Here is a 21,679-nt window from a genome sequence, read left to right as displayed (position 1 = left end):
GAGTAGGCCATGATCGATACACGAAGGTCTAGCAATGCCTCCAACCGCTCGGTGGTTCGTCGAACGGGCAGGGCCATCCTAATCGCTCTGGCCGTGTTGCTCGCCAATACGGCCGTCGCAGTCCTCCTCAGCAGCGTATTGATGCGCGTGTTCGACAGCGCCGAGCAATGGCAAGCCTGGCGCACCGACAATTACTGGCTGCTTCTCTGCTGGCGATTGATGCTTTATACGGCAATGGCCTACGCCTGGCTCAAGCTCAAGTATCGATTACCACAATCAGAACGTACCAAGCAGCGTAGAGGCTTTTTCAAGATCGAAGTAATGGTAGTGATATTGGTTCTGATGGTTGAGGTGAGCAAAGCGGTGTCACAGGCTGGAGGCATCCAATGACGCTCTATACCAATGATTATTTGGAATACTATCTGACACTGGTCGGATGGATCATCAACAATGGTATTTGGGCGATGATTTCAGATACAGGGCTATTTGCCCTGCCCTTCTGCATTATTGTTATTAAGGAATGGCTCAAAGTTCGTGGAGAAGGTGCTGATGAAGGTAACAAAGGCGTCCTCTCACTGGCCCGTATCGAAACCAATATCTACGTTGGCTATGTAGTGGTCGCATTCTTCGCTGTCCCAGCCGTCAATGTGAGCTTTGATACCCTGGCATTTGATCAAAGCAGAGCTCAGCAGTGTCAGTACAACTTACCTAAACCATCCGATACAGGCTGGAACACAACATTCAGTTCACTGGCAGGAAAGAGCGCACAAATGCCCATGTGGTGGGCCTTTATGCATTCGTTGTCGAAAGGATTGACCAGCGGCGCGGTGGCCGCAATTCCTTGCGGAACCGATTTGCGGCAAGTTCGTATGGATGTGAACAACACCAAGATCAATAACCCATTACTGGCTCAGGAAATCGGTGACTTCACCCATGACTGCTATGGCCCCTCCCGCGCACGACTCTTCATGCGTCAACCTGATCTGGGCGCGAAAGCCGAGGATCCAAAGTTCTTGGAGGATCTAAGTTGGATCGGATCGCACTTTTTGCTGAACAGCTCGGGCTACTACGACACCGACTACTCCAAAACACCAAGAGCCTCTTGGCCGTACAACGCAATCCGCGATGTGACCTTACCGCAAGTGAGCGGCGGCGGCGGATACCCAACCTGCAAGCAATGGTGGTCCGATAGCGGAGTGGGGCTGCGGGATCGCATCAAGGCTCAAGTATCGCCAGACCTGATAACCAGGATGCTCGGATGGGCCAAGTGGTTGTCACCAGAAGACGTAACCGACTCTCTTGTTCGACAACTGGTCTCACCGTCGAACCAAGTGAAAGGGGACGTTTATACGGACTACGGTGGACAAATCAACGGAACCGTATGGAATGGAGCCGCCCGGGCTGCTGGGACTCTAGGCGTTGCATTAGGGTCAATGGCCTATTTCCCAGCTATGGACATGGTTCGTCAGGCATTGCCGATGGTGATGGCATTCTTGAAGATGGCCATGGTGATTTGCATACCGCTGGTACTGATTGTCGGCGCCTATCAGTTGCAGGTTGCCATGACGTTGACGGTAGTGTTTTTTGCACTGATCTTCGTCGACTTCTGGTTTCAACTGGCCAGGTGGATCGATACCACAATCTTGGATGCGTTGTATGGCTCAGGCTCACCGCATCTGTCGTTTGACCCCGTGATGGGACTTAACGCTACGGCTCAGGATGCGATCTTGAACTTCGTGATGGGAGCAATGTTTATAATCCTGCCCGTTTTCTGGGTAGGGGCTTTGGGCTGGGCGGGGATTAGTGCAGGGAAGGCGTTAGAAGGGCTAACCAGTGGAACACTTGCCGTTCGAGGAGCAGGAGAAAAAGTAGGTCATGCAGCGGAAAGCAAAATCACTAAATAAATACTTGAGGTAGACAATACCTCAAGCACTCATTGCCACTTCCGGCTTTCATCTTCATGGTGCCATAGACTCTGCGGACCGTTTCTATCCCAGAGACGGGTATTACCACTACCAGCACCTTCGTCTGCAGACTTTGCCAGGACCAGCATAATAAGCACAATGCTAATCACGCCCATCAAAAAACCAGTCAGCAGTGAAGACGAGAAACACACCGCCACTGCGATTAAGGCCAGACGTTTGACCCAACGCAGTGTGCGGTTCTGGCTGAACCAAACGGCGCGCACGATAACACCCAAGGCATAGCCCAAGCGGCTTGCGACTCCCTGAGTGGCGTGTGTGGTCATGATGCTCATCCTCGAATGCCTCAACAACTAGAGGCGCTTTGACATTATTTATAGTCCTGATTTTTCTCTGCTGCAAGCCCTTCTGATGCACCACAGCCTCGGCTCCCCGCCCATACGCCCAGCTTTTCAACGCAGAAAATGGCCCAAAAGGTAAAAGGGTCTGCAAGAGCGAATGGAATGGTTCATAAGGGTAAAAGCCCTACCCGAAAGGGCCGCCGTCAGCGGGGAAAAGCAAAAGGCTGCACGGCACGAATACGTCACTCCTGGAGACCATTCATCACCGCAACGGCAAAAGGTGGCAAGTAGCCAAAGAAATACCTGCGACCACTAATGTTACTTTTACCTTGTTCAGCGCACCTCGGATAGGCGAAAAGCCCGCCCCATAAGTCAATTATGGAGCAAGCGATGTTCTCTATTTTCCGTCGCAAAAAAGCGCTACCCGCCCAAGGCCCCTCTCCTAACGGCTTCTTGCAGCCGGCCTCCAGCCAAACACTGCTGGCATCGCCACGTCGTCAAAAACTGCTGGAGAATATCTGGCAGCGAGCATCGTTATCCCGCTCACAATTTGCAGAACTCTATCGGCTTCCACTTGAGCGCTACGCGGAGTTGGTCCAGCAGCTCCCTGCCTCGCAAAACCACCACCATGCACACCCTGGCGGTATGTTGGATCACGGGCTTGAAATCGTCGCCTATGCCTTGAAGATTCGACAGACATACCTGCTCCCTATAGGCGCACCACCAGAGTCTCAGTCGGCACAGGCTGAAGCATGGACTGCCGCGGCTGCTTATGGCGCTCTGATACACGACCTCGGCAAGATCGCCGTCGACGTGCATATCGAATTGGAGGGGGGCAAAACCTGGCACCCCTGGCATGGCCCAATTAACCGTCCTTACCGCTTTCGCTACGTGAAAGGACGCAACTACCAGCTACATGGAGCCGCTGCCGCACTGATTTACGCCCAGATCCTCACCCCAGAGATTTTGGACTGGCTCAGTGACTTCCGTGAAGTGTGGTCGCAATTGATCTTCATCTTGGCCGGGCAGTACGAACACGCCGGCATTCTGGGCGAGATCGTAGTCAAGGCCGACCAGGCGTCCGTAGCCCAGGAGCTCGGCGGCAATCCTGCCCGCGCACTGTCCGCGCCAAAACAGTCCTTGCAGCGGCAATTGGCGGACGGTTTGCGTTATCTGGTACGTGACACATTCAAGCTGAATCAGCCTGATGGACCTGCAGATGGTTGGCTGACGCAAGATGCCTTGTGGCTGGTCAGCAAGCCTATCGCCGATCAACTACGCGCCTATTTGCTAACCCAAGGCGTCGAGGGTGTCCCCAGCTCCAATGCGCCGTTCTTCAACATGCTGCAGGATCAGGGGGTTATCCAGACCAATGCCCAGGACAAGGCAGTTTGGAGGGCTACGATCGACAACGGCCGCGGTTGGCGAAACACCTTCACCCTGCTCAAGCTCTCCCCTGCGCTGATTTGGAATGACCCAAACGACCGGCCCCCAGCCTATACAGGCACTTTAGAAGTTGAAGCGGGCGATCCGGTAGAAAACTCTCCGGCGAAAAATAACATGACAACACCAGCGGGAGTATTGCCTTCAGACGTTGAATCTAGCGCGATCACAACCGCTTTGGCACCGCCAGAAGTCCCCCCTTTTGAAGTCTCGCAACCTCCTTCGAGCAACCCGGCAGAATTTGACGAGCTATTGGCCCTCCTTGGTAATATCAATGAGCCACTAGAAAACAACAAAAACAACCAAGCATCAGCGGCACTCACCGCCCTCCTTCAATTGGATGATACTCAGGCTTCACTCAGCTCGAATGAAGGGGATACGACTCTCGCAATTGCTAAAGAAGTAGCTCCGATGCCTAGGAATAACACTGAGTTTGGTAGGGAATTTGTTGAATGGCTCAAAAATGGCATCGCATCCCGCAGCATTATCATAAATGACGCTAAAGCACAGGTTCATACGGTGGCGGGGACCGCGATGTTGGTAACGCCGGGAATATTCAAACGCTATGTTCTGGAGTTTCCTCACATTGAACAGCAGGCTAAAGCACAGCAGGTGAATGCTTGGCAGATGGTTCAGCGGAGTTTCGAAAAGCTGAAGCTTCATAAAAAAACTGCGAAACACCTTAATATTTGGACATGCGACGTTGTTGGACCTCGAAAAACTAAGCAGCTCAAGGGGTACTTACTTATAGACCCGCTCACGATTTTCTCAGAGGCTCCCTTTGACAACGTAAGCCTGTCTCTGAAATCGGAATTATTGGAATCACCGGAATGATCACGCCTTTGAAGTTAACAGAGGAGTATATATTTGCCCACGATCTTCGCGATGCTAGTGCGAAGATCTATCGTGCATCGACCAAAGCATTAATCAAGCATTTCCGAACAACCCCGATTGAGGAGATTGATCATCGTGCAGTACTAACATGGAGAAAGAAGATTCTTGAGAATGGATTATCCAAACGAAGCTGGAACACCTACTCGAATCATCTTCGTACTGTTTGGGGCTATGCCATAGAGCACGGCCTGACGACCCACACCACGATCAATCCATTCAGAAAAACCAGCGTGATTCCACCCAAACGAGCCAGTAAGACAATCAATGGAGAAGCCATACAACGAGCACGTAACTGGCTCACATCTCTTGTTGGGCAAGAGCGCTGCACTCAAGAGCGTAGCCCAATAACACCTGCCTGGTTCTGGCTCGCAGTTTTCGAGATGTTTTATTACACCGGTATTCGTTTGAATGCCTTGCTATGCCTACGCTACAAGGATATTGACTGGGACAGACAAATGATCCTAGTGCGCGGTGAAACAGAAAAAACCCACCGAGAGTTTTTTCTCCCCATCATGGAGGGGCTCGCGCCGCACCTTTGCAGAATACTAGGAGAAGCAGAGAAGATAGGTCTTTCACCTGACGATCAACTATTTAACGTCAACCGATTCTCCCGGCACTATCACGGCAAGGAAATGAACATCGACCAGGTCGAGTCGATGTACCGCAAGCTCACCGATAAAGTGCGGGTGCGGATGACTCCTCACCGCTTTAGGCACACCCTCGCAACGGACTTGATGAAACAACCAGAGCGAAATATCCATCTCACAAAGAGTCTGCTGAACCACTCAAATATTGCAACGACGATGAATTACATCGAAGTCGACTATGGCCACATGCGTGCGGTTCTGCACGAGAGAAGCCTGGCTCAGGGTGCTTTAAGCCGTGTTAGACGAGTTGACCCAAGCGGCACAACTCCGACTTCAATCACTACGTTCCCACCCGCTCAAACTAGACTGCCATCGCCAGAAAGAGCCCATCCGAAACCTAAGAAGTTGCAGCCCCCACAACAACGGCCTATCGCAGAGGTCAATAGTGATAGGCCTAGCAGATCAACAGGTCCTAGCGTACTGCAGAAAGCTCTAGAGTTTGCATCTGCGCAACTACATCGCGGCTCTGTGACATCAGCCACGGATGGACAGACAGATCAAATAGATCAGAATCTAGTGTTAACGCTAATGGCTAGCGGACTAGGCGTCGGCAGATTCAGGAAAAGCACCTCAACTGAGCGATCGATGGGAATCACATCGTTCTCCCGAGCATCTCCGTAGCACCAGACCTGAGTCAAAGCACACCGTTATAGCAAGCTCTGGCTAACCAGAGGCTTTCGCGTGCCTGCAAAATAATTTTCTGAGAAATCGGTCCTGGGATTGTGTGTTAGAGGCATCTATCTGATCCACAAACGAAAAAAGGCGCCAAAAAGGCGCCTTTTTTCTTGAAAAATGGTCGGGGTAAGGGGATTCGAACTCCTGACATCCTGCTCCCAAAGCAGGCGCGCTACCGGACTGCGCTATACCCCGGTATGTGCAACGGAGAACCGATGCACATTGACATCATGACGAACCGAAACTACTGTTCGCCTCAGACGGCTGCATGTCTACGGCGATATCTAAGTGCTGTAACACTTTCCAAAACCGTAAAACCGCCTCTATCAGAGCTTGAACCTCTGATTCTAAGATTTGAGTCCAGCGCTAACTGGTCTCAAAAATGGTGGGTCGTGTGGGATTCGAACCTACGACCAATTGGTTAAAAGCCAACTGCTCTACCAACTGAGCTAACGACCCAAAAATGGTCGGGGTAAGGGGATTCGAACTCCTGACATCCTGCTCCCAAAGCAGGCGCGCTACCGGACTGCGCTATACCCCGGTTTTGAAATTGGCTCCGTGACCAGGACTCGAACCTGGGACCCAATGATTAACAGTCATTTGCTCTACCGACTGAGCTATCACGGAACTACACATTTCAAATGTACAACTTTTACTGCGGTGTAACCTTCTCTTCGATGCGTCCGTATCGCTACGTTCGCGTCTCTGAGGCGCGCTATTCTACAATCTTAAAAACCCCTGTCAACCCTTTAAATTGCTTTTAAGACAATGATTTGCGCTTCTTTCTGATTTCTTCTTGGGGAGAAGAAACCCGTGGGCTGACGTTGCTGCGGGGCGCACTTTACAAGCCTTTGCCTTACAGTTCAACGCCCTATCGAAAAAAAAGGCCTCGCAACGCGAGGCCCTCTCTTTATAGCCCGACCGACCGAACTCAGTGGAAGACGATTTCGTCGTTTTCCACCGTGGCCTTGACGCTGGTGCCCGGCATAAAGCTGCCCGACAGAATCAGCTGGGCCAGCGGGTTTTCGATCCAGCGCTGGATCGCACGCTTCAACGGCCGTGCGCCATACACCGGGTCGTAACCGACCGCGATCAGCTTGTCCAACGCCTCGGGGCTCAGCTCCAGCGCCAGCTCGCGCTCGGCCAGACGGCTGCGCAGGCGGCCCAACTGGATCTCGGTGATGCCCGCGATCTGATCCCGTGCCAAAGGCTCGAAGATCACCACTTCATCGACCCGGTTGATGAATTCCGGGCGGAAGTGCGTGGTCAGCGCATCCATCACCGCTGCGCGCTGGGCTTCACGATCGCCCACCAGTTCCTGGATCTGCACCGACCCCAGGTTGGAGGTCATCACGATCACCGTGTTGCGGAAATCCACAGTACGCCCGTGGCTGTCCGTCAGCCGGCCATCTTCCAGCACCTGCAGCAAGATGTTGAACACGTCCGGGTGGGCCTTCTCGACCTCATCCAGCAGGATCACCGAGTAAGGCTTGCGCCGTACCGCTTCGGTCAGGTAACCGCCTTCCTCGTAGCCTACGTAGCCCGGTGGCGCCCCGATCAGGCGAGCCACGGAATGTTTCTCCATGAACTCGGACATATCGATCCGCACCATGGCTTCTTCGGTGTCGAAGAGGAACTCGGCCAAGGCCTTGCACAACTCGGTCTTACCCACACCGGTAGGGCCGAGGAACATGAACGAGCCACTTGGGCGATTCGGGTCGGACAACCCGGCACGGGAACGCCGTACCGCGTTGGACACCGCCACCACCGCCTCTTCCTGGCCGATGACGCGCTGGTGCAACAGGCTTTCCATCTTCATCAGCTTGTCGCGCTCGCCTTCGAGCATTTTCGACACGGGGATACCGGTCCACTTCGAGACAACTTCGGCAATTTCTTCCTCGGTCACCTTGCTGCGCAGCAATTGGTTCTCGCTGTGACCATGCTGGTCGACCATCTGCAGGCTGCGCTCCAGGTCCGGGATCACCCCGTACTGCAACTCGGCCATGCGGTTCAGGTCGCCCTTACGGCGTGCGGTTTCCAGCTCCTGGCGCGACTGCTCGATCTTTTGCTGGATCTGTGCCGAACCCTGTACTTCAGCTTTTTCCGCGTTCCAGATTTCCTCGAGGTCCGAGTACTCGCGCTCCAAGCGGAGGATTTCTTCCTGAAGTTTTTCCAGACGTTTTTTCGCCGCTTCGTCCTCTTCTTTTTTCAGTGCCTGGGATTCGACTTTCAGTTGAATCAGGCGCCGATCCAGACGGTCGAGCACTTCCGGCTTGGAGTCAATCTCCATGCGGATACGGCTGGCCGCTTCGTCGATCAGGTCGATGGCCTTGTCGGGCAACTGCCGGTCGGTGATATAGCGATGGCTCAATTTCGCCGCCGCAATGATCGCGCCGTCAGTGATCGCTACCTTGTGGTGGACCTCATAGCGTTCTTTCAGGCCCCGCAGGATCGCGATGGTGTCTTCTTCGCTCGGCTCTTCCACCAGCACTTTCTGGAAGCGCCGCTCAAGGGCTGCATCCTTCTCGATGTACTGGCGGTATTCGTTGAGCGTGGTGGCACCCACGCAGTGCAACTCACCCCGCGCCAAGGCAGGCTTGAGCATGTTGCCGGCGTCCATCGAGCCTTCGCCTTTACCGGCGCCGACCATGGTGTGCAACTCGTCGATAAACAGAATGATCTGCCCTTCCTGCTTCGACAGCTCGTTAAGCAGGGATTTGAGACGCTCTTCGAACTCGCCGCGGAATTTGGCGCCAGCGATCAGCGACCCCATGTCCAGGGACAGCAGGCGCTTGCCCTTGAGGCCGTCAGGCACTTCACCGTTGATGATGCGCTGGGCCAGGCCCTCGGCAATCGCGGTTTTACCCACGCCAGGCTCACCGATCAGCACCGGGTTGTTCTTGGTACGGCGCTGCAGGACCTGGATGGTGCGACGAATCTCGTCGTCACGGCCGATCACCGGGTCCAGCTTGCCTTCTTCGGCGCGCTTGGTCAGGTCGACAGTGTATTTATCCAGGGCCTGGCGCGACTCCTCGTGGTTGGGGTCGTTCACCGCTTCGCCGCCACGCAGGTTGTTGATGGCGTTTTCCAGGGCTTTTTTGCTGACGCCCTGGCCCAGCAACAATTTGCCGAGCTTGCTGTTTTCGTCCATGGCGGCGAGCAGCACCAGCTCGCTGGAGATGAACTGGTCGCCCTTCTGCTGAGCCAGGCGGTCCGCTTGATTGAGCAGGCGCGCCAGGTCCTGGGACATATTCACGTCGCCCGTAGGATTCTGGATTTTCGGCAGTTGGTCGAGCTCTTTGCTCAACTCTTTGCGCAGGCTGTTGACGTCGAAGCCCACCTGCATCAGCAAGGGCTTGATAGAACCACCTTGCTGTTCCAGGAGCGCCTGCATCAAGTGCGCAGGCTCAATGGCCGGGTGGTCGAGGCCGACTGCCAGGGACTGGGAGTCCGATAAGGCCAATTGCAGTTTGCTGGTTAAACGATCAATACGCATTAGTCACCTTCCTTTTGAGCAGGCCGGAGCTACAAACACATCCTGAATGAAGAAACCTGCCAGATAGCCCTATAGATGTGGTCGATTCTGGGAGATTCAAGCGTCGGACAGTTGACGTAGATCAGAAGAGTCTAGCGCTCCAACCAAATAAGGGAGGCGAACCGACCCGTGCGTGGACTGCGGCGGAAAGAAAAGAAGCGCGGATCGTTCACGGTGCAGAACCCGCCACCGTAAACGGCAGTGATACCGCGGGCAGCCAGGCGCAAACGGGCCAGCTGGTAGATGTCGGCCATGAACTTGCCGGGGTTGCGACTGGGCACAAAGGCCTGGGCGGTGCCCGGCAGTTGCTGCACGAACGCTTCCCGCACTTCCGGGCCGACTTCGAAGGCTTGCGGGCCAATGGCCGGGCCCAGCCAGACCAATATGTCGGCAGGCTCGGCTTGCAGGCTTTCGGCGGTGGCCTCCAGCACGCCCGCGGCCAAGCCACGCCAACCCGCGTGAGCGGCGGCGACGCGTGTGCCGGCGCGGTTGCAGAACAACGCAGGCAGGCAATCGGCGGTCATGGAGGTGCAGGCGATGCCCGGCGTGCTGGTCCAACTGCCGTCGGCTTCGGCAATGCGCTCGGGGTCGGCCTCGACCACGTTCACGCCGTGGACCTGGCGGAGCCAGGCCGGCCGGACATGAAAGACTTCGGTGAGGCGACGGCGATTTTCAAGCACAGCCTCGGGGCTGTCCTCGACGTGATCGCCCAGGTTGAGGCTGTCGAACGGCGCCAGGCTGACGCCGCCCGCACGGGTGGTGACGCAGGCCTTGACCTGAGCCGGCGCGGGCCAGTCAGGAATCAGCCAGTCACTCATCCGATAAATGCCTCGCGATCCTGCCTGAGCAGCGACAGCAACCAGACCAGATCGTCCGGCAGAGGCGATTCCCAGCTCATCCGCTTACCGCTCGTCGGATGATCCAGCTCCAGGAACCGCGCATGCAGCGCCTGACGCGGGAAGGACTTCAGCGATTCAACCATGGTGACACTGGCCGCCGGCGGAATACGGAAGCGACCGCCGTAGGCCGGATCTCCGACCAACGGGAAGTTGATGTGCGCCATGTGTACACGAATCTGGTGGGTACGGCCGGTTTCCAGCTTGACCCGCACATGGGTGTGGGACCGGAAACGCTCCAGCACACGGTAGTGGCTGACGGCCTGCTTGCCGCCTTCCATCACCGCCATACGCTGGCGCTGCTGGCCGTGACGACCGATAGGCGCATTGATCTTGCCACCCGCCACCACGACGCCGATCACGATGCACTCGTAGATCCGGCTGACGCTGCGGCTCTGCAACTGTGTAACCAGCTGCGTCTGGGCCTGAATGGTCTTGGCCACCACCATCAAGCCGGTCGTGTCCTTGTCCAGGCGGTGTACGATGCCGCAGCGCGGGACATTGATGATGTCCGGCACATGGTGCAACAGAGCATTGAGCAAGGTGCCATCAGCGTGCCCGGCCGCCGGGTGAACCACCAGGCCTGCGGGTTTGTTGATGACCAGGATGTCGTCGTCTTCATAGACGATGTCCAGCTCGATGTCCTGGGCGATCCATTCTCCCTGGGCTTCCTGCTCGGCAGTCAGCTCAAGAATCGCACCGCCATGGACTATGTCTCGCGGGCGGATAACCGCTCCATCCACAGTCAGGCGGCCGTCTTTGATCCAGGCGGAAAGGCGCGAGCGCGAGTGCTCAGCGAATAATTGTGCGGCGACTTGATCGAGGCGTTGGCCGCCCAATTCGGACGGCACCTCTGCGCGAAGTTCAATTTTATCGGACATGCTCAGACTAGGCGTGGCACAGCCTTTGGTTTCGGCTGCGCGCTTGTGGTTAAATACGGCGTCTTTTGCCCCGATGCTTTCAACGGGGCGCTCATCATAACAGGACGGCCCCGCCCAAGACAGCGGCCGTCATAGGGACGCAAGCCGCCATGCAAGTGAAACACCTGCTGCTGATCGCCATCCTCGCCATGACTGCTGCTTGCTCGTCAACAAAGGAAGTCGTCGACGAAAACCTGAGCGAAGTCGAGCTGTATCAACAAGCTCAAAAAGACTTGGACAATAATAGCTACACCAGTGCCACAGCCAAGCTGAAGGCCCTGGAGTCGCGCTATCCGTTCGGGCGCTACGCCGACCAGGCCCAGCTCGAGCTGATCTACGCCAACTACAAGAACGCCGAGCCGGAAGCCGCCAAGTCCGCCGCCGAGCGTTTTATCCGCCTGCACCCGCAGCACCCGAACGTCGACTATGCCTACTACCTCAAGGGCCTGACCTCGTTCGACCAGGACGTTGGCCTGCTGGCGCGCTTCCTGCCGCTGGACATGACCAAGCGTGACCCGGGCGCTGCCCGCGACTCCTACAACGAGTTCGCCCAGCTGACCAGCCGCTATCCCAACAGCCGCTACGCGCCGGACGCCAAGCAGCGCATGATCTACCTGCGTAACCTGCTGGCCTCCTACGAAATCCACGTGGCCCACTACTACCTGACCCGTCAGGCTTACGTGGCAGCCGCCAACCGTGGTCGCTATGTCGTGGAAAACTTTCAGGAAACCCCTTCCGTGGGTGACGGCCTGGCGGTGATGACCGAGGCCTACCAGCGCCTGCACCTGGACGCCCTGGCGGCCACCAGCCTGGAAACCCTGAAGCTCAACTACCCGGATCACCCAAGCCTGAAAGACGGCCAGTTCGTGCCTCAGGTTGCCGAAGCGGACAACCGTTCGTGGCTGAGCAAGTACACCCTGGGCCTGATCGAGTCGCGTCCACCGCTGCCGCCGGGTGAAACCCGCGCCAACCAGGACGTGATGAAACAGTTCCAGGACGCCAAGGAAGCCATCCCTGCGGACCTCAAGCCCCATGATGAAAATGGCGATGTGATCGAAGAACAAGCGCCGCAAGCCCTGGGCAACAACCAGGACCGCTCGTGGTTCAGCTACATGACCTTCGGTGTGTTCGACTGATCATCCGACGCAACGTAAAAAGGGAGCCCTCGGGGCTCCCTTTTTTATGCGCAAGCGTTATTGCGCTGTGCGCCTGCCACGTCCTTGGCTAAACTGGCGCATTCCTTGTCGAGAAACTGCCCATCATGGTTCGTCTACTGTTCTGGATTGCCGTCATTGCTGCCGCGGTATGGTTCTGGCGCAAATTCAAAAACCCGGCCGTCAAACAACAACGCTCCGGCGAACCCGACGCAACGCCAATGGTGCGCTGCGCTCACTGCGGCGTACATCTGCCGCAGGACCGAGCACTGAGCTCACGGCAAGAATGGTATTGCACCCAGGCGCATCTGGAGCAAGGGCCGAAAGCTATCCAACGTTGATCCGACCTGCGGGCGCGTAGGGCGCAGGGTCGATGATCGGCGTGTGCCCCAGCAACAAATCGGCGAATAACTGGCACGACGCCGGCGCCAGCACGAGGCCGTTGCGGTAATGCCCGCAATTGAGCCACAGCCCGTTGAAACCGGGGACAGGACCGATGTAGGGAATACCTTCCGGCGAGCCTGGCCGCAGGCCCGCCCAATGGCCAACCACCTCGGCATCCGCCAGGGCGGGAATCAACTCCACGGCCGAAGCCTTCAGGCTCTCCAGCGCCGATCCGGTCGGCGTCTTGTCGAACCCTTCATGTTCCAGGGTACTGCCAATCAGAATGTGCCCGTCACGCCGCGGGATCGCATAACGTCCGTTGGCCAGGACCATGCTCGACAGAAAGTCCGAGGCGCATTTGTACAAAATCATCTGGCCTTTGACCGGCTCAACCGGCAGCGACAGGCCCAGCTTGTCCAGCAACTGCCCACTCCAGGCCCCCGCCGCAAGCACGACCTGATCACCGAGCACCGGCCCGGCAGGCGTATTCACGCCGACGACGTTGTCGCCGTCCAACACAAAGCCGTCAACTTCGCACTGTTCATGAATCCTCACGCCTGGGAGCGCCAGCAGCGCCGCCTTGAGGGATTTGATCAGGCGCGGGTTGCGCACATTCGCCACATTCGCCATGTAGATCGCCTGGGAGTAACCACCGCCCAGCACCGGAACCGCATCATGGGCGACCGACACATCCACCTTGCTCAATGGTCGTCCTTCACGGGCGGCCCAGGCCAATGCGTCGGCTTCATCCTCCAGGTCCAGCCAGTAGAGCCCGGTGGTGTGGACCTCCGGATCAACGCCGGTATCGGCAAACAAGCGCTCGGCCAGCTGTGGATAAAAGTCCTGGGACCAATGAGCCAAAGCCGTGACTGCCGGGCTGTAGCGCCACGGGTACAGTGGCGAGACAATGCCGCCGCCTGCCCACGAGGACTCCTGCCCGAGCCCCGAGCGCTCCAGCAGTACGACTGCCAGGCCCTGGGTCGCCAGGTTGAACGCCGTCAACAAGCCGATTACTCCGCCACCGACCACCACCACTCGCTGTTGCTTAGCCATCATTTGATCCAGCCGATAAAAAGGGAAAAGCGCACTCGGCGCCCACTCATGGAGTACACCCATCACTGCCCCCAGCATGTCTTGCGTGACATGCCTGGGGCCGCTCCGGGGTTGGTCCGCGCACCGCTACTGGTCAGGCTGAATGCCCCGCAAGCGTCGCCTGCCATGACAGAGTCGACGCCTGGTGTGGCCAGCAGGCTGAAATCCTGAGGGTTCAGCGCAGCCGTGATTCTATAGCGATCATTGCCGACGCTGACGCCGCTTGCATCAATAAAACTGCCATTGCTCGTGTAATACCGCTCCAGAGACTGAGCTTGCTCGGTCAACAGCACGACAATTTCCGCGCGATAGGCCTTGTTCACATGGCCGACATACGCCGGATAAACGACACCGGCCAGCACCGCGACGATCGCCACGGCAGTCAGTAACTCAATCAATGTAAAACCCTGGCTATCCATGCCCATTGCGCCGCTCCTCAGTAAAGTTGTCGCCACATCACTCGCTGAAACCGCGAGCGCCCTCCCTCGTCCACCCGCGCATACATGGCCTCCAGCACCGTGCGCGATTGGCCACGGAGCCCCACCGCCGTAACCCGATAGAGCATTGCCGGCATCTGCGCAGGCAAATGAGCCAGCCCCACGACAGGCCCGAGCGCTTGAACCGCGTAAAGACCGCCGTCCATGGCGGCCCAGTTCACCCTCGAAACGGGATCGGTTCCGGGAGCTATCACCGAAGACGACTCGCGCGGCGGCGCACAGGTGATGATCGACGCGCACACAGGCCACGCGGCGCCTGCCCGCCGCACGGCCGCCTCCCCCAGCCTCAGGCCACTTTCGGCACTTTGCAGCGACTGGTTGCGATGCCAGACACTGCCAACGACCTTCTGCTGGGACACCGCACCCTGCATCGAAGACAATGCGATCAGCGATAACAACAACAGGAATACCAGGCTGATCAGCAGCACCATGCCCACCTGCCGTCGTTCAACAACACGAAACCCTGCCATGGTCGCCCTACCCCAGCCGGTTGCGCAGCGCTGCAACCACGCTCCAGGTTTGCGCCTTCACCAACCCGTCCGGGTCTTGCAGCGTCAAACGGATGCGTACACTGCGTATCAGCGAATTGTCGGCCGGGCCGGGGTCATACCCCACCACCGGCGTCGAGTCAGGCTTGGCTGCCACGCCGAAACTGATCTCGAACGCCTGCACGTTGTCCACCAGCACCGCCTTGGCCGGGGCTGACGGGGTACTGACTTTCAGCTGGCCAGCCTCGAAGGTGTAGGTGAGCTGGCGTATCGCAAAGCGTATCTGCCCCGGCACGGCGGGTGGTGGCGTACCGGCATAAGCGTGGGCAGAGCCGGAGCAGTCGGACAATACGGTCCAATCCGGCGCGCCGCCGTCCTCGCCGACCTCAGCGCTGACCAGCGTCAGCGACCTTGCGTCACCCGTGGCACTCCAGCTGATTGGTCGATCGAAAGCCAACGGCGCACCTTCGATCGATGCCGTAGCCAGGCAACCGAACATGCCCGCCAGGCGAATGTCCTGAATCAGCTTGCCAAGCGCAAACCGCGCATCATCCTGCAGCAGCATGGCGGCCTGCTGGCTGGCATCGGTGGTTCGAGCGCTGATGGCGATTTGGCTGAACCCAAGGCTCAGCACCAACCCGAGCGTCAACGCCAGCAGCAGCTCCAACACACTGAAACCCCGCACCCGCCGATTCATTGCGACACCTGCGATTCATCGGCGATGCGGCTGGTGAGTGTGAGCGTTTCCCTCGCCCCGGCTTTTTTTGCCCCCCTGGCATCATCCCAACTGATGCTCACGGTCACCTCATCGGCACGAACGAGCACCGAGCCACTGCCGCTGTCGCCGGCGAAACCGATGATATTGGCCTCGAAATCGTGCAGGTCGAGGTCGCGCACGCTGCCCGTCGACGTGAACAGTGGTGCGCGCTCGGTTCGCACCCACGAATAGTCGGCGCCAGCATTGGCGCGAATGCGGTCCAGCATGTCGTAGGCGATGAAGCTGGCCTGGCTGGTCATCCGCGTACTGTCGGTGTACTTGAGCGCATTGAGCTGGACCACCGCAGCGCCCAGCAGGCCGATCACCAGAATCAGCACCGCCACCACCACCTCGATCAGGGTCATGCCGGTTTGGTGGCGGGAAGTCACCGGTCGAAACAAAGCAGTCGAGCAAGCAAGCATTACCGTCGTCATCCCTGTCAAAGGCCGGAAAAAGCAGGAAAAACCTGCTGTGCGGCCCAAGACTAGCGGCGGTTTTCGGCCTGTGCCGCTCCCGGAACAAAGGGAAATACTTTGGACATAAAGGCCAGCACTCAACGCCACGACCGGAGCGCTATACCTAGGCATGCCACCTGAATATTCATCGCGTCCACGGAGGGACCGCACATGACACAACGAGGCTTCACCCTGATCGAACTACTGCTCGGGCTGATCCTGAGCGGCATCCTCACGCAGCTGGCGGTCCCCAGTTTCAAGGGGCTGCTGGAATCCCAGCAGCGACAAAGTGCGGCCCAGTCTCTGGTTGGCGGCCTGCGCTATGCGCGCAGCGAAGCCATCGCACGCAACCGGGCGGTAGTCATTCATGCCTTGGACGACGATTGGAGCAGGGGCTGGCGGGTGATCGTGGACCTGAACGGGCGAGGCCATCTGGACGACGATAATCCCGTACTGCTGGAGCATCAGGACAATGGGCGCGTACCGATCGTGGGCAATGGCCCGGTCAGGAGCCAGGTACGCTTCAGCGGGCTGGGCGAGCCGGTCTTTGCCGGCGGGGGCTTTCGTGCCGGCACCGTGCATGTATGCGCCACGGATCAGGCACAAAGCCTGTTTCAAGTGGTGCTGGCCCCCAGCGGACGCATCAGCCTGCGCCGGGATAAAACCGAGCAGGCATTATGCCGGGGCTCGCTCAACACCCTGGGACTCAGAGCAGCGAACGCACCCGCAGCTCCTTGGGCATGGAGAAAGTGATGTTCTCCTCACGACCGGCCAACTCATCGGCACCGGTGGCGCCCCAGGCCTGCAACTGCTGGATCACACCGCGCACCAGCACTTCCGGTGCCGAGGCGCCCGCAGTGATGCCGATGCGCTCGACGCCGTCGAACCAGCTGCGCTGCATGTCCTCGGCGCCGTCGATCAGGTACGCCGGCGTGGCCATGCGTTCAGCCAGTTCACGCAGGCGGTTGGAGTTGGAGCTGTTAGGGCTGCCGACAACCAGCACCACATCACATTCATCGGCCAGTTGCTTGACTGCGTCCTGGCGGTTTTGCGTGGCGTAGCAGATGTCGTCCTTGCGTGGGCCGCCAATTGCCGGGAAGCGTGTGCGCAAGGCATCGATCACTCGGCTGGTGTCGTCCATCGACAACGTGGTCTGGGTGACGAAGGCCAAACGCTCAGGGTTGCGTACCTGCAGGTTGGCGACGTCTTTTTCGTCTTCCACCAGGTAGATTGCGCCACCGTTGCTGCCATCGTACTGGCCCATGGTGCCTTCGACTTCCGGGTGGCCGGCGTGGCCGATCAGGATGCATTCACGGCCATCGCGGCTGTAGCGCGCGACTTCGATATGCACCTTGGTAACCAATGGGCAGGTGGCATCGAACACTTTCAGGCCGCGGCCTGCTGCTTCGGTCCGCACCGCCTGGGATACGCCGTGGGCGCTGAAGATAACGATAACGTCGTCCGGCACCTGGTCGAGCTCTTCGACAAAGATGGCGCCGCGAGCGCGCAAGTCTTCGACCACGAATTTGTTGTGGACGACTTCATGGCGCACATAAATCGGCGGCCCGAAGACTTCCAGGGCACGGTTGACGATTTCGATCGCGCGGTCCACGCCGGCGCAGAAGCCACGGGGGTTGGCGAGTTTGATTTGCATGCTGTGCCTCGTGTCTTTGTGGGAGCTGGCTTGCCTGCGATGCGGTCGACTCGGTGTATCAGGTACACCGAGGTGATGCCATCGCAGGCAAGCCAGCTCCCACACAAGCCAGCGCCCGCAGGAGCCGGTTCTGTCAGTTAGAGCGCTTTAACGTCGAAGATTTCTACGTCAAACGTCAAGGTTTTACCGGCCAACGGGTGGTTGAAGTCGATGGTCACTTGCGCGTCATCGAAGGCTTTGACCACACCCGGCAGCTCGGTGTTCGCCGCATCGTTGAAGATCACCAGCAGGCCTTCCGACAGTTCCATGTCCTGGAACTGCGAACGCGGGATGATCTGTACGTTTTGCGGGTTGGGCTGGCCAAAGGCGTTTTCCGGCAGGATCTGCAGGGTGCGCTTGTCGCCGGCCTTGAAGCCGAACAAGGCCGCTTCAAAACCCGGCAGCAGGTTGCCATCGCCCACCTTGAAGGTCGCCGGGGATTTGTCGAACGTGCTGTCGACCGTGTCGCCATTCTCCAGGCGCAATGCGAAATGCAAGGTGACTTCCGTGTTCTGGCCGATGCGTTGTTCAGCCAATACCTGATCAGTCATGAACGGTCTCTCCGGTTTTCTTACTTTTGAACATATCGAGTGCCAGCATGATTGCACCGACGGTGATGGCGCTGTCGGCAAAATTGAACGCGGGGAAGTACCAGCGGTTCTGCCAATGCACCAGAATGAAGTCGATCACATGGCCCAGGGCGATGCGGTCGTACAGGTTGCCCAGCGCGCCACCCAGCACCAGCGCCAAGGCGATGGCCAGCCAGGTGTCATCGCGCCCCAGGCGCTTGAGCCAGACCACCAGCACCGCACTGACCACCACGGCGATCAGGGCGAACAACCAGCGCTGCCAGCCGCCGCCATCGGCCAGGAAGCTGAACGCCGCGCCGGTGTTATAGGCCAGCGTCCAGCTGAAGTAATCCGGGATCACCACGATCTGCTGGAACATCTCCAGGGAGCCCTCGAAGTGAGCCTTGCTGACCTGGTCGATGACCAGGACCAGCACGCTCAATACGAGCCAGCCAAGACGTCCGAAACGACTGGCGTTAGGCATAGTGACGAACCTCGCCGGCACCGCTGATGTTGTCGACGCAACGACCGCAGATTTCCGGATGCTCAGGGTTCACGCCGACATCTTCACGGCAGTGCCAGCAACGGGCGCACTTGGGGAAGGCCGACTTGACGACTTTGAGCTTCAGGCCAGGCACTTCGGTGGCCACGGCATCCGCCGGGGCCAGGGCGAATGGCGCCAGGCTCGCGGTGGAGGTGATCAGCACGAAGCGCAGTTCGTTGCTCAGCTTGGCCAGGTCGGCGCTCAGGCCTTCCTCGGCAAACAGGGTGACTTCGGCTTGCAGGTTGCCACCGACGGCCTTGGCCGCGCGCTGCACTTCCAGCTCCTTGTTCACGGCCACTTTCACCGCCATCACGCCGTCCCAGTACTCGCGGCCCAGTTCGAAGTCGGCCGGCAGTTCGGTCAGGCCTTCGTACCAAGTGTTGAGCATCACCGATTCGTTGCGCTCGCCCGGCAGGTATTCCCACAGTTCGTCGGCGGTGAAGGCCAGGATCGGTGCGATCCAGCGCACCAGCGCTTCGGAGATGTGGTACAGCGCGGTCTGCGCCGAGCGGCGCGCCTTGCTGTTGACGCCGGTGGTGTACTGGCGATCCTTGATGATGTCGAGGTAGAAACCGCCCAGCTCCTGCACGCAGAAGTTGTGGATCTTCGAGTAGACGTTCCAGAAGCGGTATTCGCCGTAGTGCTCTTGCAACTCGCGCTGCAGCAACAGGGTACGGTCCACGGCCCAACGGTCCAGGGCGAGCATGTCCTCGGCCGGCAGGATGTCGGTGGCCGGGTTGAAACCGGTCAGGTTCGACAGCATGAAGCGTGCGGTATTGCGGATACGGCGGTAGGCATCGGCGCTACGCTGCAGGATCTGCTCCGACACGGCCATCTCGCCCGAATAATCGGTCGAGGCCACCCACAGACGCATGATATCGGCGCCCAGGGTGTCGTTGACCTTTTGCGGCGCGATCACGTTGCCCAGGGACTTGGACATCTTGCGGCCGTTTTCGTCGACGGTGAAACCGTGGGTCAGCAGTTCGCGGTACGGTGCGTGGTCGTCGATGGCGCAACCGGTCAAAAGCGACGAGTGGAACCAGCCACGGTGCTGGTCCGAACCTTCCAGGTACAGGTCGGCGCGCGGGCCGGCCGCATGCCCCATCGGGTGCGAACCGCGCAGCACGTGCCAATGGGTGGTGCCGGAGTCGAACCACACGTCGAGGGTGTCGCTGATCTTGTCGTACAGCGGCGCTTCGTCGCCCAACAGCTCGGCGGCGTCCAGCTTGAACCAGGCCTCGATGCCTTCCTGCTCAACGCGCTGGGCCACGACTTCCATCAGCTCGACGGTACGCGGGTGCAGCTCGCCGCTTTCCTTGTTGAGGAAGAACGGGATCGGCACGCCCCAGTTGCGCTGGCGGGAGATGCACCAGTCCGGACGGTTGGCGATCATCGAGTGCAGGCGCGCCTGGCCCCAGGCCGGGACGAACTTGGTGTCTTCGATGGCTTTGATCGCGCGGTTGCGCAAGGTGTCGCCGCTGACCGGTTCTTTATCCATGCCGATGAACCACTGCGCAGTGGCGCGGTAGATCAGCGGGGTCTTGTGGCGCCAGCAGTGCATGTAGCTGTGCTTGATGGTCTCGGTGTGCAGCAGCGCGCCGACTTCCGACAGCTTGTCGATGATCGGCTGGTTGGCCTTGAAGATGAACTGGCCACCGAAGAATTCCAGGGACGGCGCATAAACACCGTTGCTCTGCACCGGGTTCAAGATGTCGTCGTTGACCATGCCGTAGGCCTTGCAGGTCACGAAGTCGTCTACGCCGTAAGCAGGCGCGGAGTGAACGATGCCGGTGCCGGCGCCCAGTTCAACGTAGTCAGCCAGGTACACCGGCGACAGGCGGTCGTAGAACGGGTGACGGAAGTTGATCAGTTCCAGCGCGGAACCGGTGGTGGTGGCGATCACCGAACCTTCCAGCGCGTAACGCGCCAGGCAGGCTTCGACCATCTCTTCGGCCAGCACCAGCAGGCGATCACCGACATCCACCAGGGCGTAGGTGAATTCCGGGTGGACGTTCAGCGCCTGGTTGGCGGGGATGGTCCACGGGGTGGTGGTCCAGATCACGATGGCGGCTGGCTTGGCCAGGCTTGCCAGGCCAAAGGCCGCGGCCAGCTTGGCGTCGTCGGCGATCGGGAAGGCCACGTCGATGGTCGAGGACTTCTTGTCTTCGTACTCGACTTCCGCTTCAGCCAGGGCCGAACCGCAGTCGAAGCACCAGTTCACGGGCTTGAGGCCCTTGAACACGAAACCGCCCTTGACGATTTCGGCCAAGGCGCGGATTTCACCGGCCTCGTTCTTGAAGTCCATGGTCTTGTAGGGATTGGCCCAGTCACCCAGGACACCCAGGCGGATGAACTCGGACTTCTGCCCTTCGATCTGCTCGGTGGCGTAGGCACGGCACAGTTCGCGGGTTTTATCGGCGCCCAGGTTCTTGCCGTGGGTCACTTCGACTTTGTGTTCGATCGGCAGGCCGTGGCAATCCCAACCCGGGACATACGGCGCGTCGAAGCCCGAAAGGGTCTTCGAGCGGACGATCATGTCCTTGAGAATCTTGTTCAGCGCATGACCGATGTGAATCGTGCCGTTGGCATAAGGAGGGCCGTCGTGCAGGACGAATTTCGGACGATCCTTGCCAATTTCGCGCAACTTTCCGTACAGGCCAATACTGTCCCAGCGCTGCAGGATCTGCGGTTCGCGCTGTGGCAGGCCGGCCTTCATTGGGAAGGCGGTGTCCGGAAGGTTTAGCGTGGCTTTATAGTCGGTCATTTAAGGCTC

20 protein-coding genes and 4 tRNA genes are annotated in these 21,679 nt (G+C 58.6%); 7 read left to right on the top strand and 17 right to left on the bottom strand.

From position 1 onward, the window contains the following. Positions 1 to 9: 9 nt before the first annotated feature. Both JN756_RS04120 and JN756_RS04115 read left to right on the top strand, forming a co-directional pair. Positions 10 to 390 (top strand): hypothetical protein, encoded by a 381-nt coding sequence (locus tag JN756_RS04120; RefSeq protein ID WP_201021808.1) that lies wholly within the window; start codon positions 10 to 12, stop codon positions 388 to 390. Next, the gene (locus JN756_RS04115; protein ID WP_201021807.1) at positions 387 to 1,904 is read left to right on the top strand and encodes a conjugal transfer protein TraG N-terminal domain-containing protein; all 1,518 of its coding nucleotides are present in this window, start codon (positions 387 to 389) and stop codon (positions 1,902 to 1,904) included. The genes JN756_RS04120 and JN756_RS04115 overlap by 4 nt, the downstream gene beginning before the upstream one ends. Before the next feature lie 29 nt (positions 1,905 to 1,933). Here the strand turns inward: JN756_RS04115 and JN756_RS04110 are convergent, their stop codons facing one another. Next, entirely contained in the window at positions 1,934 to 2,248 is a 315-nt protein-coding gene (locus JN756_RS04110) for a hypothetical protein (protein WP_201021806.1), read from the bottom strand. Positions 2,249 to 2,653: 405 nt separating this feature from the next. Here JN756_RS04110 and mobH point away from each other — a divergent pair, with 405 nt between their 5' ends. Together mobH and JN756_RS04100 are read left to right on the top strand one after the other, a co-directional pair. Continuing rightward, positions 2,654 to 4,540 carry a MobH family relaxase gene (gene mobH, locus JN756_RS04105; RefSeq protein WP_201021805.1) on the top strand — a complete coding sequence of 629 codons (1,887 nt, stop codon included), beginning with the start codon at positions 2,654 to 2,656 and terminating at the stop codon, positions 4,538 to 4,540. Next, entirely contained in the window at positions 4,540 to 5,868 is a 1,329-nt protein-coding gene (locus JN756_RS04100; protein WP_236255128.1) for a site-specific integrase, read from the top strand. The genes mobH and JN756_RS04100 overlap by 1 nt, the downstream gene beginning before the upstream one ends. Before the next feature lie 172 nt (positions 5,869 to 6,040). On the opposite strand, the gene JN756_RS04095 is transcribed toward JN756_RS04100, so the two are convergent. The 7 genes from JN756_RS04095 to rluD all read right to left on the bottom strand — a co-directional run bounded on the left by JN756_RS04095 (position 6,041) and on the right by rluD (position 11,234). Then, positions 6,041 to 6,117 (bottom strand) — tRNA-Pro (locus tag JN756_RS04095). Between the two features lie 188 nt (positions 6,118 to 6,305). Continuing rightward, positions 6,306 to 6,381 (bottom strand) — tRNA-Lys (locus tag JN756_RS04090). 5 nt (positions 6,382 to 6,386) lie between these two features. After that, positions 6,387 to 6,463: transfer RNA gene (locus JN756_RS04085), tRNA-Pro, on the bottom strand. 10 nt (positions 6,464 to 6,473) lie between these two features. After that, positions 6,474 to 6,549 (bottom strand) — tRNA-Asn (locus JN756_RS04080). 304 nt (positions 6,550 to 6,853) lie between these two features. Further along, complete coding sequence (clpB, locus tag JN756_RS04075) at positions 6,854 to 9,418, bottom strand: ATP-dependent chaperone ClpB (RefSeq protein ID WP_017845477.1); 2,565 nt, start codon at positions 9,416 to 9,418, stop codon at positions 6,854 to 6,856. A 131-nt stretch (positions 9,419 to 9,549) separates the two neighbouring features. Further along, positions 9,550 to 10,275, bottom strand: coding sequence for a peptidoglycan editing factor PgeF (gene pgeF, locus JN756_RS04070; RefSeq protein WP_017845478.1), 726 nt, complete (start codon positions 10,273 to 10,275; stop codon positions 9,550 to 9,552). Beyond that, positions 10,272 to 11,234 carry a 23S rRNA pseudouridine(1911/1915/1917) synthase RluD gene (rluD, locus tag JN756_RS04065; RefSeq protein WP_017845479.1) on the bottom strand — a complete coding sequence of 321 codons (963 nt, stop codon included), beginning with the start codon at positions 11,232 to 11,234 and terminating at the stop codon, positions 10,272 to 10,274. Before rluD ends, pgeF begins: the two co-directional genes overlap by 4 nt. A 149-nt stretch (positions 11,235 to 11,383) precedes the next feature. On the opposite strand from rluD, the gene JN756_RS04060 reads away from it, so the two are divergent. After that, complete coding sequence (locus tag JN756_RS04060; RefSeq protein WP_017845480.1) at positions 11,384 to 12,409, top strand: outer membrane protein assembly factor BamD; 1,026 nt, start codon at positions 11,384 to 11,386, stop codon at positions 12,407 to 12,409. A gap of 125 nt (positions 12,410 to 12,534) precedes the next feature. Then, complete coding sequence (locus JN756_RS04055; protein WP_026139830.1) at positions 12,535 to 12,768, top strand: PP0621 family protein; 234 nt, start codon at positions 12,535 to 12,537, stop codon at positions 12,766 to 12,768. Here the strand turns inward: JN756_RS04055 and thiO are convergent. The 5 genes from thiO to pilV all read right to left on the bottom strand — a co-directional run bounded on the left by thiO (position 12,755) and on the right by pilV (position 16,067). Beyond that, complete coding sequence (gene thiO / locus JN756_RS04050) at positions 12,755 to 13,864, bottom strand: glycine oxidase ThiO (RefSeq protein WP_169865165.1); 1,110 nt, start codon at positions 13,862 to 13,864, stop codon at positions 12,755 to 12,757. The genes JN756_RS04055 and thiO overlap by 14 nt on opposite strands. Before the next feature lie 62 nt (positions 13,865 to 13,926). Next, the gene (locus JN756_RS04045) at positions 13,927 to 14,328 is read right to left on the bottom strand and encodes a type IV pilin protein (protein WP_017845482.1); all 402 of its coding nucleotides are present in this window, start codon (positions 14,326 to 14,328) and stop codon (positions 13,927 to 13,929) included. Positions 14,329 to 14,339: 11 nt separating this feature from the next. Continuing rightward, a complete protein-coding gene (locus JN756_RS04040) occupies positions 14,340 to 14,831 on the bottom strand; it encodes a pilus assembly PilX family protein (protein ID WP_233098929.1) in 492 nt (163 codons plus the stop codon). 46 nt (positions 14,832 to 14,877) lie between these two features. Further along, complete coding sequence (locus JN756_RS04035) at positions 14,878 to 15,585, bottom strand: PilW family protein (RefSeq protein WP_046384737.1); 708 nt, start codon at positions 15,583 to 15,585, stop codon at positions 14,878 to 14,880. After that, the gene (pilV, locus tag JN756_RS04030) at positions 15,582 to 16,067 is read right to left on the bottom strand and encodes a type IV pilus modification protein PilV (RefSeq protein WP_032804232.1); all 486 of its coding nucleotides are present in this window, start codon (positions 16,065 to 16,067) and stop codon (positions 15,582 to 15,584) included. The genes JN756_RS04035 and pilV overlap by 4 nt, the downstream gene beginning before the upstream one ends. Positions 16,068 to 16,271: 204 nt before the next feature. Between pilV and JN756_RS04025 the strand changes: the two genes are divergently transcribed. Beyond that, positions 16,272 to 16,853, top strand: a complete 582-nt coding sequence (locus JN756_RS04025; protein WP_201021803.1) for a GspH/FimT family pseudopilin — start codon at positions 16,272 to 16,274, stop codon at positions 16,851 to 16,853. Here JN756_RS04025 and ispH read toward each other — a convergent pair. From ispH to ileS, 4 genes are all read right to left on the bottom strand, one after another. Further along, positions 16,807 to 17,754, bottom strand: a complete 948-nt coding sequence (ispH, locus tag JN756_RS04020; RefSeq protein WP_017845487.1) for a 4-hydroxy-3-methylbut-2-enyl diphosphate reductase — start codon at positions 17,752 to 17,754, stop codon at positions 16,807 to 16,809. The two genes, JN756_RS04025 and ispH, sit on opposite strands and share 47 nt — an antisense overlap. 137 nt (positions 17,755 to 17,891) lie before the next feature. Beyond that, positions 17,892 to 18,329, bottom strand: a complete 438-nt coding sequence (fkpB, locus tag JN756_RS04015) for an FKBP-type peptidyl-prolyl cis-trans isomerase (RefSeq protein ID WP_169850802.1) — start codon at positions 18,327 to 18,329, stop codon at positions 17,892 to 17,894. A 7-nt stretch (positions 18,330 to 18,336) separates the two neighbouring features. Next, positions 18,337 to 18,846: a signal peptidase II gene (lspA, locus tag JN756_RS04010; protein ID WP_017845489.1), complete on the bottom strand. Its 510-nt coding sequence runs from the start codon at positions 18,844 to 18,846 to the stop codon at positions 18,337 to 18,339. After that, on the bottom strand, positions 18,839 to 21,670 hold the full coding sequence (ileS, locus tag JN756_RS04005; RefSeq protein WP_201021802.1) for an isoleucine--tRNA ligase: 2,832 nt from the start codon (positions 21,668 to 21,670) through the stop codon (positions 18,839 to 18,841). Before ileS ends, lspA begins: the two co-directional genes overlap by 8 nt. Positions 21,671 to 21,679 lie beyond the last annotated feature (9 nt).

It is taken from the genome of Pseudomonas sp. Y39-6, assembly GCF_023651955.1.
In the GTDB taxonomy this organism is placed as follows: Bacteria; Pseudomonadota; Gammaproteobacteria; order Pseudomonadales; family Pseudomonadaceae; genus Aquipseudomonas; species Aquipseudomonas veronii.
The sequence above is the reverse complement of the archived record's forward strand: the minus strand, read 5'-3'. Positions and strand labels throughout refer to the sequence as shown.

What these genes read in the sequence shown, in the direction of transcription:
- JN756_RS04025 (WP_201021803.1), top strand. Translation starts at nt 16,272, where the DNA reads ATGACACAACGAGGCTTCACCCTGATCGAACTACTGCTCGGGCTGATC.
- JN756_RS04035 (WP_046384737.1), bottom strand. Translation starts at nt 15,585, where the DNA reads ATGAATCGGCGGGTGCGGGGTTTCAGTGTGTTGGAGCTGCTGCTGGCG.
- JN756_RS04055 (WP_026139830.1), top strand. Translation starts at nt 12,535, where the DNA reads ATGGTTCGTCTACTGTTCTGGATTGCCGTCATTGCTGCCGCGGTATGG.
- lspA (WP_017845489.1), bottom strand. Translation starts at nt 18,846, where the DNA reads ATGCCTAACGCCAGTCGTTTCGGACGTCTTGGCTGGCTCGTATTGAGC.
- JN756_RS04120 (WP_201021808.1), top strand. Translation starts at nt 10, where the DNA reads ATGATCGATACACGAAGGTCTAGCAATGCCTCCAACCGCTCGGTGGTT.
- JN756_RS04060 (WP_017845480.1), top strand. Translation starts at nt 11,384, where the DNA reads ATGCAAGTGAAACACCTGCTGCTGATCGCCATCCTCGCCATGACTGCT.
- mobH (WP_201021805.1), top strand. Translation starts at nt 2,654, where the DNA reads ATGTTCTCTATTTTCCGTCGCAAAAAAGCGCTACCCGCCCAAGGCCCC.
- thiO (WP_169865165.1), bottom strand. Translation starts at nt 13,864, where the DNA reads ATGGCTAAGCAACAGCGAGTGGTGGTGGTCGGTGGCGGAGTAATCGGC.
- ispH (WP_017845487.1), bottom strand. Translation starts at nt 17,754, where the DNA reads ATGCAAATCAAACTCGCCAACCCCCGTGGCTTCTGCGCCGGCGTGGAC.
- JN756_RS04115 (WP_201021807.1), top strand. Translation starts at nt 387, where the DNA reads ATGACGCTCTATACCAATGATTATTTGGAATACTATCTGACACTGGTC.
- pgeF (WP_017845478.1), bottom strand. Translation starts at nt 10,275, where the DNA reads ATGAGTGACTGGCTGATTCCTGACTGGCCCGCGCCGGCTCAGGTCAAG.
- clpB (WP_017845477.1), bottom strand. Translation starts at nt 9,418, where the DNA reads ATGCGTATTGATCGTTTAACCAGCAAACTGCAATTGGCCTTATCGGAC.
- ileS (WP_201021802.1), bottom strand. Translation starts at nt 21,670, where the DNA reads ATGACCGACTATAAAGCCACGCTAAACCTTCCGGACACCGCCTTCCCA.
- JN756_RS04040 (WP_233098929.1), bottom strand. Translation starts at nt 14,831, where the DNA reads ATGGTGCTGCTGATCAGCCTGGTATTCCTGTTGTTGTTATCGCTGATC.
- JN756_RS04045 (WP_017845482.1), bottom strand. Translation starts at nt 14,328, where the DNA reads ATGGGCATGGATAGCCAGGGTTTTACATTGATTGAGTTACTGACTGCC.
- JN756_RS04110 (WP_201021806.1), bottom strand. Translation starts at nt 2,248, where the DNA reads ATGACCACACACGCCACTCAGGGAGTCGCAAGCCGCTTGGGCTATGCC.
- pilV (WP_032804232.1), bottom strand. Translation starts at nt 16,067, where the DNA reads ATGCTTGCTTGCTCGACTGCTTTGTTTCGACCGGTGACTTCCCGCCAC.
- rluD (WP_017845479.1), bottom strand. Translation starts at nt 11,234, where the DNA reads ATGTCCGATAAAATTGAACTTCGCGCAGAGGTGCCGTCCGAATTGGGC.